Source organism: Chloroflexota bacterium (assembly GCA_015478725.1).
GTDB lineage: Bacteria > Chloroflexota > Limnocylindria > Limnocylindrales > CSP1-4 > C-114.
In genome coordinates this window covers 1-14618 of sequence record JADMIG010000003.1, presented here as the reverse complement: position 1 = coordinate 14618, position 14618 = coordinate 1, and the positions used below count along the sequence as shown (strand labels likewise).

Below are 14618 nucleotides of genomic sequence, written 5' to 3'. Positions count from 1 at the left end.
TGCAGGTGCCCGTGCGCCGGGCCGCCGGGCCGTCCGTGGGTCAGCCGGCGCCGACTCCGACCGCGTCGGCGGACGGTTCCCGCAGGCCCGCGTCCGCCGCGAGGAGGGCCGCCTTGTCGGTCCGTTCCCACGGCAGATCGAGTTCCGGGCGGCCGAAATGCCCGTACGACGCCGTCTGCCGGTAGATGGGCCGGCGGAGGTCGAGGGCGGCGATGATCGACGCCGGGCGGAGGTCGAAGTGGTGTTCGATGATCGCCTGGATCCGCTCGTCCGGGATCCTTCCGGTGCCGAAGGACTCGACCGAGAAGCTCACCGGCCGGGCGATCCCGATGCCGTAGGCGATCTCCACCTCGAAGCGGTCCGCCAGACCCGCCGCCACGACGTTCTTGGCGACCCACCGCGCGGCGTAGCTCGCCGATCGGTCCACCTTCGTCGGGTCCTTGCCCGAGAAGGCGCCGCCGCCGTGACGGGCCATCCCGCCGTAGCTGTCGACGATGATCTTGCGCCCGGTCAGGCCGGCGTCGCCCATCGGGCCGCCGGTGACGAAGCGGCCGGTCGGGTTGACGTGCATGATCGGATCCGTGTCGCGGAGCTCGCGCGGGATCGTGGGCAGGATGACCGTCTCCTCGATGTCCCGGCGCAGCCGCTCGATCCGGGCGTCGGGGTCGTGCTGCGCGGCGACGACGACCGTCCGGACCCGCTTCGGGACACCGCGCTCGTATTCGACGGTGACCTGGGTCTTGCCGTCCGGCCGCAGGTACTGGAGCTGTCCGCTCTTGCGGACTTCGGCGAGCCGGCGTGCCATCCGATGGGCGAGGGCGATCGGCAGCGGCATGAGCTCCGGGGTCTCGCGGCAGGCGTAGCCGAACATCATCCCCTGGTCGCCGGCCCCGAGCTCCCTGGCGGACGCCCCGTCCTCGCGGGTCTCGAGCGCGGCGTCCACGCCCATCGCGATGTCCGCCGACTGTTCCTTGACGCTCACGAGGGTGCCGCAGGTGAGGTAGTCGAAGCCGTATTCGGCCCGCGTGTAGCCGATGTCGCGGACCGTCTCGCGGACGACCGCCTGGAAGTCCACGTACGTCTTCGTCGTGACCTCGCCGAGGACCAGGACGAGCCCGGTCGTGGTCGCCGTCTCGCAGGCGACGCGAGCGTCCGGATCGCGGGCGATGATCTCGTCGAGGATCGCGTCGCTGATCTGATCGCACATCTTGTCGGGGTGACCCTCGGTCACCGACTCGGACGTGAAGAGGTAGTGGGCGGCGTCGACGATGCTCGTCATGGTCCCTCCAAGGATTGCGCGGAGCGTAGCACGAAGGACGCTCCGGGCCGATCCGCGTTCGTCCGGCCGGGCGTCCGGGCGGATCCGGCGCCTACACTGCCGCGATGGACACGACGCTCGAGCGCGCCGAAGCCCTCGACGCGGCCGATCCGCTCGCATCCTTCCGGGACCGCTTCGTCATCGACGATCCGGACCTCGTCTATCTCGACGGCAACTCGCTCGGACGGCTGCCGAAGGCGACGGCGGAGCGTCTGGCGACGGCCGTGCGCGAGGACTGGGGTGGCCGGCTCATCCGCGGGTGGGACGACTGGCTCGACCTGCCGGTCCGGGTCGGCGATCGCATCGGAACCGCGCTTCTCGGAGCTCGGCCGGGCGAGGTGATCGTCGCCGATTCCACGACGGTGAATTTCCACCGCCTCGCCGTCGCGGCCCTCGACGCACGCGGCGGACGCCGGGCGATCGTGACCGATCGCGATAACTTCCCGACCGATCGGTACGTCCTCGAAGGGCTCGCCGCAGCCCGCGGCCTCGCGGTCCGCTGGATCGATGGCGACCCCGTCGCCGGCGCGACGGCGGAGGACGTAGCCGCCGTCCTCGACGATGACGTCGCCCTCGTCGCCCTCAGCCACGTGAACTACCGCTCGGCGGCGATCGCGGACCTGGCGCGCATCAGCGCCCTCGCCCACGAGTCCGGGGCGCTCACGCTCTGGGATCTCTGCCACTCCGTCGGCTCGATCCCGGTCCAGGCGACGGCCGGCGGGATGGACCTCGCCGTGGGCTGCACCTACAAGTACCTGAGCGGCGGCCCCGGGGCGCCGGCCTTCCTCTACGTCCGTCGGGAACTCCAGCGCGAGCTGCGGAATCCGGTCCAGGGCTGGTTCGGGCGGGAGGATCAGTTCGCGATGGCGCAGGGCTATGCAGCGGCCCCGGGGATCCGCGCCTGGCTGACCGGCACAGCGGCCGTGCTCGGGATCGTCGCGGTCGAGGAGGGCGTGAGGATCGTCGCGGATGCCGGCATCGAGGGGATCCGGGCGAAGGGGATCGCCCTCACCGAGTACGCCATCGGCCTCCACGACGCGTGGCTCGCGCCGCTTGGGTGCGACCTGGGGTCGCCGCGCGACGCGCGCGATCGTGGCGCCCACGTGTCGATCCGCCATCCCCAGGCCCGGCGGCTCTGCGCCGCCCTCATCGCCGCCGGCATCGTCCCGGACTTCCGCGCGCCGGATTCGGTCCGGCTCGGATTCGCGCCGCTCTACACCCGCTTCGTCGATGTGCACGAGGGCCTCGATCGCCTGCGGCGCCTGATCGCCGGGGGCGCCTGATCGCCGGGGGCGCCTGATCGCCGGGGGCGCCTGATCGCCGAGGGCGGCAGCGACGCGTCAGCCAGGTCGCGTCATCGACCCCACGATTAGCGCGCGGCCGAACGACGTTTCGCAGGCGGGTGAGCGTGCGGTTTCGAGGTGGCCGGCGGCCTTCGCGGCCAGGACGTCGCCGCCGCGAGTCCGGCGTCCCTCATGTCGATCAGCGGTGTCGATCGATCGGTCACGAACCCCGCATACCTTCGGAGTGTCGGGCTCCACCCTCCGGCCGCGTTCGACAACGTCCGCCAGCGTGACGATCGCTCCCGCCAGCCGGACGCCGGCTAATCGTGGCACCGATGGCCGGACCGCTGCCGCCGGGCCGCGATTATCGTGGCACCGATGGCCGAGCCGCTTCCGCCGGGCCGCTTGGCCGAGCCGCTTTGGCCGCCCCGCTTCAGCCGCGACGCGCCACGCGGCCGGCTACGTACCGTGCTGCCAGGCGGCGATGTAGGCGACCTGCTCGGACGTCATCCCGTCGATCGCGACTCCGAGCGCGGCGAGCTTGAGCCGCGCGACCTCCGCGTCGATCGCCTCGGGGACGACATAGACCTGCGGCTCCAGCTCGCCATGATGAGCTGCGATGTACTCGGCCGAGAGGGCCTGGTTGGCGAAGCTCATGTCCATGACCGCCGCCGGATGGCCCTCCGCCGCGCCGAGGTTCACGAGCCGCCCCTCGGCGATGAGGTTGAGCCGCTTGCCGCCGATGTCGTATTCGACGAGCGAATCGCGGATCTGCCGCACGTGCCCCTCGGCCATCTCCCGCAGGGCCGGCAGGTCGAGCTCGGCGTCGAAATGCCCGCTGTTCGCCATGATCGCGCCGTCGCGCATCGCCGCGAAATGCTCGCGCCGGAACACGTTGACGTTGCCGGTCGCGGTGACGAACAGCTCGCCCCAGCCTGCCGCCTCGCCGACGGTCATGACCCGGAAGCCGTCCATCAGCGCCTCGAGCGCCCGGATTGGGTCCACCTCCACGATCGCGACGTGGGCGCCCATGCCGTTCATCCGCGAGGCGATCCCCCGCCCCACCCAGCCGTAGCCGGCCACGACGACGTTGCGCCCGGCAAGGAGGATGTTCGTCGCCCGCAGGATCCCGTCGACGGTGCTCTGGCCGGTGCCGTAGCGGTTGTCGAAGAGGTGCTTCGTCTGCGCCTCGTTCACCGCGATGACCGGGAACCTGAGGGCGCCGTCGGCGGCCATCGCCTTGAGCCGGATGACGCCCGTCGTGGTCTCCTCCGTGCCGGCGAACACCTCGCGGAGCTGGTCCGGGCGCTCCGTGTGGAGGAGCGAGACGAGGTCGCAGCCGTCGTCCATCGTGAGGACGGGGTGGGTATCGGCGACCGCGCCGAGGTGGGCGTAGTACGTGTCGCGGTCCTCGCCGCGACGGGCGTAGCAGCCGATGCCGTAGACGACGACGAGCGCGGCCGCGACGTCGTCCTTCGTCGAGAGCGGGTTCGACGCGCAGAGGACGATGTCCGCGCCGCCGGCGCGCAGCGTCCGCATGAGATTCGCCGTCTCGGTCGTCACGTGGAGGCAGGCGCCGACGCGGAGGCCGGCGAGCGGCCGCTCACGCTCGAAGCGCTCCCGGATGATCCGCAGGACGGGCATCTCCCGCTCGGCCCATTCGATCCGCCGGACGCCTTCGTCGGCGAGGCCGAGATCGGTGACATCGTGGGGTGGGAGTGCGGCAGTCGCGTGAGCGGTCGCGGTCATGAAGGGTGGGTCTCCTTGCGGGGGAAGAATCGGCGGAGTAGGCCGGGCATGGCCGGCCACGGCGCGCCGAGCCGATGCACGAGCCGCTCCTCGAACCGACAATGCTCCTGGTAGCCGAGGCGGCGGTACGCGTGGAGCGCGGGTGGATTGTCCGAACGGACATTGAGGACCACCTGGTCGCTCGTCCGGAGCAGCTCGGCGGTGACCGCGCCGGTGGTGGCGGTGGCGTAGCCACGACCGCGGTATGCCGTGTGGGTGAGGACGTTCCCGACGACGGCGAGCCGGGCGGTCGGACTGATGACGTGGGTGCCGGCCGCCGAGATGAGCTGGCCGCCGACCTTCATCCCGTAGTAGACGCCCTCGCCGATCGCCGAGGACGGGAGCCACGCGGCGAAGCCGAGCCCATAGAGCCGGTTGAGGTCGCCGATCTCGGCCAGCAGGAGCCGCCGGACGTCCGCCGGGAACGGCCGGAAGTGGGCGCGATCCACCCACATCCGGATCATCGGCACGCCCGGGTCGACGCGATAGTGGGCGGCGACGGCTCGGAGATGCTCCGGCTGCGCCGCGACGTAGGCGGCGCGCGGATGGATGACGTCGGCAAGGATCGCCTCGATCCCATCCGGTCGCCCGACCACGAAGAGCGGCTGGGGCGAGAGGCCGGCGTATTCGAGGGCGACCGCGATGAGCTCGTCCCGCTGCCACGCGGCGCCCCAGTGGCTCCGCGACCACTCGCGGTCCTCGAGGTCGCAGATGGCGTACGCGGCGAAGAGCCGATCGCGCTCGAGGAAGGCGCGCAGCGCGACGCGATCCGTCATCGGGCCGGTCACGATGCCGGACCGATGCTGGCGAGCGGTGAGCGCGACGGAGACCATCAGGCGGCATCCACGGCGTGGCGCCGTCCCACGGCTGAGGCGACGGCCTCCACGAGGGCCGACTCGAAGGGAGCCCGGAGGACGCCCGCCTCGGTGACGATGGCGGTGATGAGCTCCGCCGGGGTCACATCGAAGGCCGGATTCAGGGCCGGTGTGGCCGGCGGCGCGATCGGTACCCCGCGGATGATGGTCACCTCGTCGCTCGCGCGCTGTTCGATCTGGATCGCCGAGCCGTCCGGGGTCGCAAGGTCGATGCTCGAGGTCGGGGCGCAGACATAGAACGGGACGCCGTGGCGCCGGGCGAGCACGGCGAGCGGGTAGGTCCCGATCTTGTTGGCGGTGTCGCCGTTCGCGGCGATCCGATCCGCTCCCACGAGCACCGCGTCGATCTCGCGGGTCGCGAGGACCCATCCGGCCGCCGCGTCGGCGATGAGGGTGTGGGCGACGCCCGCCTGGCCGAGCTCCCAGGCCGTGAGGCGGGCCCCCTGGAGATACGGTCGCGTCTCGTCGACGAAGACGATGATGTCGCGGCCGGCGTGGACCGCCGCCTGGACGACGCCGAGCGCGGTCCCGAACTGGCCGCAGGCGAGCGGCCCGGTGTTGCAGTGGGTGAGGACCTGGAGCGGCCGGCCCCGGGGGATCGGCAGCTCGGCGAGACCGAGCGTCGCGAGGCGCTCGTGATCCGCCGCCGCCTCCGCGATGATCGCCTCCGCCTCGCGCCGGATCGTCTCCGCGACAAGGCCACCATCTTCGGAGAGGTCGCCGACGGCCTCCACCGCGGCGAGGCAGCGATCCGTCGCCCAGCGGACGTTGATCGCGGTCGGGCGGGCGTTCACGAGGGCCGTGGCACTCCCCCGGAGGGTCGCTCGACGGACGAACGGCGTGGAATCCGCCATCCGGGCCGCGGTGAGGGCGAGGCCCACGGCGGCTGCCTGGCCCATCGCCGGTGCGCCGCGGATGACCATCTCGCGGAGCGCCCAGGCCACCTCGGCCGCGGTCTGGCAGCTCACCTCGACGAGCTCGGTCGGGAGCTTCCGCTGATCGACCAGATAGAGGAGATCGCCGTCCCAGCGGAATGCGGTCCGGAATCCGGACGGCGTCGCGGGATCCGGGTTCGCATGATCGAGTGGGTCGCCGAGGGCGTCGCTGAACATCGCCGAAAGGCCGCCCGATCCGCCGGCTCCGGACCCCCCGAGGAGCGCGTTCGCCGCCTCGGCGGAGGTGCGCTGGAGCGCGCCGGCCATCCCGGCGAAGGTGGCCGCGGTGTGGACGACGTCAGTGGCGAACTGCCGGAAGAACCGTCGCCGGTCGAGGTCGGCTCCTGCGGGCTCGGCCCGCGCCGCGGGGGTCTGCTCGGGCGCGGGCGTGCCGGCGGCGGGCGTGCCAGCCACGGGCGTGGGTGTCGGCTCGGGCGTGGTCCGCTCGGGCGCGTCCGATCGCGCGGTCGGCTCGGTGACGTCCCCTGGACCCTGATCGGACACGGATCGGCCTCGACTCGAGCGGCTGTCAGTACTGGATGACGCTCGTCACGCGCCGGCCGGCGAGACGATCCCGACCCTTGAGGAAGTCGAGCTCGACGAGGAAGGCGAGCCCCACCACCTCGCCCTGGAGTCGCTCGACGAGCTCGATCGTCCCGCCCACGGTCCCGCCCGTCGCGAGGAGGTCATCGACGATGAGGACCCGCTGACCCGGCCGGATCGCGTCGCGGTGGATCTCCAGGGTGTTCGAGCCGTACTCCAGGGCGTATTCGACGGTCAGCGTCTCCGCCGGGAGCTTGCCGAGCTTGCGGACCGGCACGAGGCCGGCGCTCATCTGGTACGCCAAGGGCGCGCTGAAGATGAAGCCGCGGGACTCCATCCCGACGACCACGTCGATCCGCTCGTCGCGATACGGCTCGAGCATGAGGTCGATCGCCTCGCGATACGCGGCCGGGTCCTTGAGGAGGGTCGTGATGTCGTAGAACAGGATGCCGGGCTTCGGGAAGTCGGCGATCTCGCGGATCTTGGCGCGCAGGTCCTCAGCGGACATCGATGCGGGATCCTCCGGTGATCCTCGGGGGCTGATCGAGGCTCGACGGCGCGGCGGGCGCGCGGGCAGCCGAAGTCTACCGCACGGCCGGATCCGGTCGGCCGCCGAGCCTGCCGCCGGGGTCGGGTCGGCCGCCGAGCTCGGGTCGGCCACCGAGCCTTCCGCCGAGCCCGGCTCCCACGACCCCGACGAAGGCGGCGAGCGCGAAGGCGATCGCCAGGCCGACGGCGATGGACGTCCCGGCCCGGGCGGCCGCGGCGAGGATGGCCCCGGCGATGCCCGTCCCGAGCGCCGTGCCGAGCGTGTCGGAGAGCTGCAGCGCGGAGGTCGCCCCGCCCTCCGTTCCGGCGGCCGCTTCGGCGAGGACGACGAGGGACAGCGGCGAATAGGCGAGTCCCATCCCGAACCCGGCGATGGCGAACGCCGGGACCGCCCACAGGACCGGCACGGCCGGGAGGAGCACGAGGGCGGTCGCCCCGATCCCGACGACCGTCACTGCCAGTCCGGTTCGCACGAATCGTGCGGCGCCGAGCCGGCCGATCCATCGCGCCTGGATCCACGATCCGCCGGTCCAGCAGACGGTCGCGGCCGTGAGCGCGATCCCCGCCTCGGCCGGGCTGATGCCCCGCCAGCCGACGAGGAGGAGCGAGACGTACGCATCGACGGAGAAGAACGTGAACGTGGCCAGGCCGCGGACGAGGACCGCGGACGGCAGCCGACCGTGGGCGCGGAGCGTGCCGGCCGGGACGAGGGACCGGAAGGCGACGACGCCGGCGACGACCCCGGCCAGGATGAGTCCGCCGGAGAGGAGCGACGTCGGGTCGGTGAGGCCGGCGAGCGTGAGGCCGGCCGCAACGGCAAGGACGATCGCGCGGGGGAGGCGGCGGCGGGCATCGATCGCGACGAGGTGCTCCGCGGACGCCGCGGTCGGATCGGCGGGCGGGACGTCGCGCAGGCCGGCCACGGCGAGCGTGCCGGAGACGACGATGAGCGGGATAAGCCCGAGCAGGACGAATCGCCACGACGCGTGCTGGGCGACGATGCCGGCGATCGCCGGGCCCAGGACACCTGGCAGGACCCACGCGGTGGACAGTGTCGCGAACATCTGGGCGCGGAGGCCCTCCGGGAGGCTCCGTCCGATCGCCACGTACGCCGTGGGCGCGATCGCGCCGGCACCGAACCCCTGGAGGAGCCGCCCGGCGATGAGGACGGGCATGGACGGGGAGAGGCCGCCGATGGCGAGTCCGAGGCCGAACAGGGTGAGACCGCCCACGAACGGCCGGATGAGCCCGCCCCGATCGATGAGGCCGCCGACCACCACGATGCCGACCAGGTCGCCGAGGAAGAACGCCGAGAAGACCCAGCCGTACAGGTCGAGGCCGCCGAGCTCGCGGGCGACCACCGGCATGACCGTCGACACGGCGAGGGCCTCGAACGCCACGAGGGTGATGGTGAGGACGAGTCCGACGGTGAGCGCGCGCCGCGCCGGCGACCAGAGGCCGCCGGTCACGGGCGGGACAGCGGCCACGGGCGGGACAGCGGACGGTCCGGCGACGCCGAAGCGGTCAGTCAAGCAGGGCGAGCAGCTCGCCGGCGACGCCGATCGCCTCGGCGGTCGGCAGGAACGGGTTGTTAAACGTGAAGCCGCTGAACCCCGCGTCGAGGTATGGTCGGAGCGCCTCGGCCGCGTACTCGGGCGGGCCCGCCGTCACGTGTGCGCGCCGCTCCGGCGGCAGTCGGTCGAGGGCTAGGGCGGCCTGTCGCTCGTTCTCGACGACGAGGACCGGCGTGGCCATCATCCGCTGGATCGTCGCCGGGTCGCGGCCGATCGCTTCGCAATGGCGGGCCAGGACATCCGTCTTGTGACGGAGTGTCTCGAGCCCCAGCGGGAACCAGTGGGTCATGTCGGCGTGTTTCGCGGCGATCTTCAGGGTGCGCAACTCTCCACCCCCGCCGACGAGGATCTTCGGGCCGCCCGGCTGGATCGGCCGTGGGACGTTGAGCGCCCGGTCGATCCGGTAGTGGGCGCCGGCGAAGCTCGGACGGTCCTCGCTGAACATCGCCCGGGCGATCGCCAGCGCCTCGTCGAGCCGGTCCATCCGCTCCCGGATCGGTGGGAAGTCGATGCCGTAGCCGCGATGCTCGTCCTCGTTCCAGGCCGCGCCGAGGCCGAGGATCGCCCGTCCGCCGGACAGGATGTCGAGCGTCGTGACGGTCTTGGCAAGGATCGCGGGGTTGCGGTACGTCACGCCGGTGACGAGCGTCGCGAGGCGGACCCGGGACGTGTGCTGGGCGAGGGCGGCGAGCGTCGAGTACGATTCGAGCATCGGCTCGGTCTCCGGCCCGACACCCCGGATCTGGTAGAAGTGGTCCATGACGGTGACGAGCCCGAAGCCCGCCGCCTCGGCAGCCTTCGCGAGCTCCACCACCCGGCCGAACAGCCCTTCCGGCGGCGTGTCCGCGCCCTCCTCCCGCGCGTCGGCGCCCTCATGCCGCGCGTCGGCGCCCTCCTCCGGCGCGTCCGCGAAGGTGTAGTTCGGAAGGTGGAGGCCGAACAGCGGTCGCATCGAGTCACTCCCGGGCGCCCCGAACGGGATCGGCAGCGCGCCGAATCGCCGAGGGTCACTTCAGCCTATCGCGTCGTGCCGATCGCCGCCCGCTCGGCCTCTCGGCCCCTCGGCCTCTCGTCCTCTCGGCCGCCGTGGCCGTGTCCCGTCGAGCCGGGGGCGCGAGCCCCGCGTGAACGGAAGCTCCACGGGCCCCGCGCGCGCCGCAATCGTGCAGCGGTGAACCATTCACGAATGCACGAGTTTTCCGGGCGCCCGGAGCTCGGACGGGCCGATCCTGCCGCCCCGATCCCGCCGCCCGGCCGATCCAGCCGCCCGGGGCTCCGGCGGCCAAGGCCTCACTCGCTCGCCGCCAGCCGTGCGACGACGGCCTGGGTGAGTCCCCAGGCACGGGCGGGATCGCGCGGTATGCGGATCCGCACCTGGTTGCTCGCGAATGTGGTCTCGCCCGGCCGGACACCGGACAGGCCTGGCCCGGAGAGCATCCGCATCGCCATGGCCCGTGACAACCCGGCTCCGAACCGGATGACAAGCTGGCCATCCTCGCGGGAGATCGACGAGACGCCGGCGCGTTCGGCCGTGAGGCGGAGCTCCGCCACCTCGACGAGACGGAGGACGGCCGGCGGCGGCGGACCGAAGCGATCGGCCACCTCCTGCCGGAAGGCGGCGAGGTCGCCGGCAGTCCGGGCACGGGCGAGCCGCCGGTACAGCTCGAGCTTCTGGGCCTCGTCAGGTACGTAGCTGTCCGGGAGATGCGCCTCCACCGGCAGATCGACGACGGCGCCCTGGCGGACCACCACCGGCTCCCGTCCCTCGAACGTCGCCTTTCGTTCCTCAACGGCCTCGGCGAGCAGTCGCGAATACAGGTCGAACCCGACGGCCGCCATGTGTCCCGACTGCTCGGCGCCGAGGATGTCGCCGGCCCCCCGGATCTCGAGGTCCGACAGCGCGATCTGGAACCCGGCCCCGAGCTCGGACGCGTTGAAGATCGCCTGGAGCCGCTTCCGCGCCTCGTCGGAGAGCCGCTCGCGCCGGCGGTAGAGGAGATACGCATACGCCCGGCGGGACGATCGCCCGACCCGCCCGCGGAGCTGGTAGAGCTGGGCCAGGCCGAGCGTGTCCGCCCGGTCGATGACGATCGTGTTCGCGTTGGGGATGTCGAGCCCGGACTCGATGATCGTCGTGCAGACGAGCACGTCCGCGGCGCCGTCGGCGAACGTGATCATGACCTGCTCGAGGGCGCCCTCCCCCATCTGACCGTGACCGACGACGATCCGCACTCCTGGCAGCATCCGCCGCAGCTGATCGGCCTGGGCCTCGATCGTCTCGACCCGATTGTGGACGTAGAAGACCTGGCCGCCGCGGTCCAGCTCGCGGAGGATCGCATCGCGGACGAGGCCGGCGGACGCCTCGGCGACCCGCGTCTGGATCGGCAGCCGATCCTCCGGCGGAGTCTCGATGACGCTGAGGTCGCGGATGCCGGCGAGGGCGAGGTTGAGCGTGCGGGGGATGGGGGTCGCGCTGAGGGTGAGCACGTCCACCTCGCTCCGGAGGCGCTTGAGGCGTTCCTTGGCGGCGACCCCGAATCGCTGCTCCTCGTCGACGACCACGAGCCCGAGGTCCCGGAACCGGACGTCCTTCGAGAGCAGGCGGTGGGTCCCGATGACGAGATCCACCGAGCCGTCCGCGAGGCCGGCGATCGTCCGCGCCTGTCCGGCGGGCGCCACGAACCGCGAGAGGAGGTGGACGACGATCGGATAGGCCCCGAACCGCGAGCTGAACGTCGCGTGGTGTTGTGCCGCGAGAACGGTCGTCGGGACGAGGACGGCCACCTGGGTCCCATCCTGGATCGCCTTGAACGCGGCCCGCAGGGCGACCTCCGTCTTGCCGTAGCCGACGTCGCCGACGACGAGCCGATCCATCGGCCGGCCGGCCTCCATGTCCGCCTTGACCTCCTCGGTGGCGCGGAGCTGGTCCGCGGTCTCCTCGTACGGGAAGCTCGCCTCCATCTCCGCCTGCCACGGCGTGTCCGGAGCGAAGGCGTGCCCGCGGGCGGCGGCCCGTGTCGCGTACAGCGCGAGAAGCTCATCGGCGAGATCCGTGACGGCCCGCTTCACGCGCTGCTTCGTGCGCGCCCATTCGCTGCCGCCGAGCCGCGACAGCTGCGGTCGCTCGCCACCGGAATAGCGAGTCACGCGATCGATCTGCTCGAGCGGCACGAAGATCCGATCGCCACCCGCGAAGCTCAGCTCGAGGTAGTCGCGATCCTCGCCCGCGCCGCCGCGGCGGATCATCCGCTCGTACCGCGCGACGCCGTGATCCACGTGGACGACGAGGTCGCCGGGCGCGAGACGCTCGAGGATGTCGCGGGGCACCACCCGCCGCAGCGCCCTGGGACGGCGGATCCGAACGGTCCCGAACAGCTCCCGGTCCGTGACGAAGACGAGGCCTTCCGGCCCGCCGACGAAGCCGCCGTTGAGACTCCGCTCGACGATCGTCGTGGCGCCTGGCGGGGGTGGATCCGCGATGCGGGCGACGACCGCTACCGGCCGACCCGATTCGGCGAGGATCTCGGCGAGGCGGACGCCCTGGTCCGAGGCGAGGACGATCCGGGCGCGATCCGCCGCCCACCGATCGACCGCCTCGGCGAGCTGCCCGGCCCGGCCCGCTGGGAGGACGGGCTCGCGCCAGCCGAAGAGATCGCCGCTGCTGAGGCCGCCGCCGGCGATCGCCGACTCGGATGAGCTCTCGCTCTCCCAGGTGAGCTCGAGCGTCCGGGCCCCGAGGAGCCGGGACTTCCACGCGCGGGGTGGCAGGTACGTCGCCGGCCAGCCCGCCGGGAGCTCGCCGGATGCCTCCAGATCGGCCCTTCGCTCGTCCGCCTGACGCCAGAGGAACGCCGCCGCCTCCGCGATGTCGCCGGGCTCGTCGAGGATGAGGAGGGTCGACGGATCGAGGTGATCGAGGCCGGTCGCCTGGCAGAGCACCCCCGCCCATACCTCGGCGGCATCGCCGACATCGAGGGCGCGCGTGGGCCGACCGTCCGTCGAGGCGGAGGACGACGACGCGCCCGCCACTACTGCCGCCGACGACGGGATCGTGGCGGCCTCGAATCGGGCGAGATCGGACGCCAGGCGCTCCGGCAGCCGTCCCGCCATCCGCCCGAGTCGCGCGCGGATCCCCGCGCTGCCGTCCGCCGGGACGAGGATCTCGCTCGCTGGAAGGAGGGTCGCCGCGTCGATCGTCTCGACGGTGCGCTGGTCCGTCGGATCGAAGCGTCGCAGGGAGTCGATCTCGTCGCCGAAGAACTCGAGCCGGACGGGCAGCGGGCTCGATGGCGGGAACACGTCGACGATCCCGCCCCGCCGGGCGAACTCGCCCCGTCCGGCAACCTCCATGACCGGAACGTAGCCGAGGTCGAGGAGCTCGAGCAGCAGCACCTCGAGGCCGAGGCGCATCCCGACGCGGATGAGGCGCGGGTTCGCCGGGAGGTCCTCCGGGGCGATCGTCGGCTGGAGGAGCGCCTGGACGCTCGCCACGAGGACCGGGGCTGCACCGCTCCGCCACGCGGCGAGCGCCGCGACCCGGGCGGCCGTCTCGTCCGCAACGAGCTCGCTCCGCTCGTAGGCGAGCGCCGTCCGCGGCTCGAGGACGGCCACGGCACCGGGGTCGCCGAGCCACGCCCCGAGCTCCTCGGCGACGCGGTCCCCGATCTCCGAGTCGCGGGCGATCCAGCAGATCCGCTCGCCGGACGGCGCGAGGGCGAGGGCGGCGGCGAGGAACGTCTTGGCGCCGTGGGGCATGGCCGTGAGGCCGGCGTGGCGGCCGGTCTTCGGCAGGGGCCGATCCGGCGCGGGGGGTCGGTCCGCTGCCGGGGGCCGATCCGGCGCACCGAGCCGCTCGCGGAGCGCGGCGAATGAGCCGGTCGCCGCGAGGAGCGGCGGGAGCGCGGACAGGTCCGGTGGGCGATGACCGGCACGGTGGCCCGGAACCGCGCCCGTCGACGACCCCCCCGGGTCGCTCACTTCTCGGGTGTCGTGGGCCGGATGCGCCGCCAGCCGGTCCTTGTCCGGCGGATCCCGCCGGCGTCGGGCGGACCGTCCACCTCGCCCGGCGGAGCGGTCCGCGCGTCGTCGGCCGGTCGGAGCTCGAATGCGTTGAAGCGATTGGCGGCCCGGCTCGTCCCCTCGCGCGCCCAGTTCTCGACCGCGTCGGCAGCCGCGTTGAGCAGCTCGTCGAGCCGCGGTCGCTCGGTCGCCTCGAAACGCGACAGGACGTGGTCGACCGCGCCTGCCTCCGGTTCGCCGATCCCGATCCGCAGCCGGCTGAACTTCTCCGTCCCGAGCTCCACGACGATGGAATCGAGCCCGTTGTGCCCGCCTGCGCTGCCACCCTCGCGGAATCGCAACTTCCCGAACGGCAGGGCGAAGTCGTCGGCGACGACGAGGAGGTCCGGCAGCGGCGCCCGTTCCCGGGCGAGGAGCTTGCGGACGGCGATGCCCGAGTCGTTCATGAACGTCAGCGGCTTGGCGAGGAGGAGGTCGAGACTTCGGAATCGGCCGCTCACGATGGTCGATGCGTCGCGTTCACGGCCACGGCCCGCCCAACCCGCTCGGTCAGCGACCCGATCGAGCACCATCCAGCCGACGTTGTGACGCGTTTCGGCATAGCGGCCGCCCGGATTCCCGAGCCCGACGACGATCTTCACGAGGTCTCCATGGCAGCGCGGGTCATCGTTGCGTCCCCCGGGTCATCGTTGCGTCCCCCGGGTCATCGTTGCGTCCCCCGGGTCATCGTTGCG

Annotated in this window: 11 protein-coding genes; 2 read left to right on the top strand and 9 right to left on the bottom strand. The window is 72.6% G+C overall.

Translation table 11 applies throughout. From position 1 onward, the window contains the following. Window positions 1-40: 40 nt before the first annotated feature. Window positions 41-1279, bottom strand: coding sequence for a methionine adenosyltransferase (locus IVW53_04050; GenBank protein MBF6604736.1), 1239 nt, complete (start codon window positions 1277-1279; stop codon window positions 41-43). Window positions 1280-1383: 104 nt separating this feature from the next. Here IVW53_04050 and kynU point away from each other — a divergent pair, with 104 nt between their 5' ends. Both kynU and IVW53_04040 read left to right on the top strand, forming a co-directional pair. Further along, window positions 1384-2601, top strand: coding sequence for a kynureninase (kynU, locus tag IVW53_04045; protein ID MBF6604735.1), 1218 nt, complete (start codon window positions 1384-1386; stop codon window positions 2599-2601). 138 nt (window positions 2602-2739) lie between these two features. Further along, window positions 2740-2925 carry a hypothetical protein gene (locus tag IVW53_04040; protein MBF6604734.1) on the top strand — a complete coding sequence of 62 codons (186 nt, stop codon included), beginning with the start codon at window positions 2740-2742 and terminating at the stop codon, window positions 2923-2925. Between the two features lie 135 nt (window positions 2926-3060). On the opposite strand, the gene IVW53_04035 is transcribed toward IVW53_04040, so the two are convergent. The 8 genes from IVW53_04035 to IVW53_04000 form a co-directional block, all read right to left on the bottom strand. Beyond that, window positions 3061-4350, bottom strand: coding sequence for an adenosylhomocysteinase (locus IVW53_04035; GenBank protein ID MBF6604733.1), 1290 nt, complete (start codon window positions 4348-4350; stop codon window positions 3061-3063). Beyond that, window positions 4347-5165 (bottom strand): GNAT family N-acetyltransferase, encoded by an 819-nt coding sequence (locus tag IVW53_04030; protein ID MBF6604732.1) that lies wholly within the window; start codon window positions 5163-5165, stop codon window positions 4347-4349. The genes IVW53_04035 and IVW53_04030 overlap by 4 nt, the downstream gene beginning before the upstream one ends. A 56-nt stretch (window positions 5166-5221) precedes the next feature. Next, window positions 5222-6376 carry an S-methyl-5-thioribose-1-phosphate isomerase gene (mtnA, locus tag IVW53_04025; protein MBF6604731.1) on the bottom strand — a complete coding sequence of 385 codons (1155 nt, stop codon included), beginning with the start codon at window positions 6374-6376 and terminating at the stop codon, window positions 5222-5224. Window positions 6377-6728: 352 nt separating this feature from the next. Then, window positions 6729-7250, bottom strand: coding sequence for an adenine phosphoribosyltransferase (locus IVW53_04020; protein ID MBF6604730.1), 522 nt, complete (start codon window positions 7248-7250; stop codon window positions 6729-6731). A 76-nt stretch (window positions 7251-7326) separates the two neighbouring features. Further along, window positions 7327-8778, bottom strand: coding sequence for an MFS transporter (locus IVW53_04015; protein ID MBF6604729.1), 1452 nt, complete (start codon window positions 8776-8778; stop codon window positions 7327-7329). A gap of 37 nt (window positions 8779-8815) precedes the next feature. Continuing rightward, a complete protein-coding gene (locus IVW53_04010; protein MBF6604728.1) occupies window positions 8816-9817 on the bottom strand; it encodes an LLM class F420-dependent oxidoreductase in 1002 nt (333 codons plus the stop codon). Window positions 9818-10155: 338 nt separating this feature from the next. Further along, a complete protein-coding gene (mfd, locus tag IVW53_04005) occupies window positions 10156-13842 on the bottom strand; it encodes a transcription-repair coupling factor (protein MBF6604727.1) in 3687 nt (1228 codons plus the stop codon). Further along, window positions 13839-14525: an aminoacyl-tRNA hydrolase gene (locus tag IVW53_04000; protein ID MBF6604726.1), complete on the bottom strand. Its 687-nt coding sequence runs from the start codon at window positions 14523-14525 to the stop codon at window positions 13839-13841. Before IVW53_04000 ends, mfd begins: the two co-directional genes overlap by 4 nt. Window positions 14526-14618: the final 93 nt, after the last annotated feature.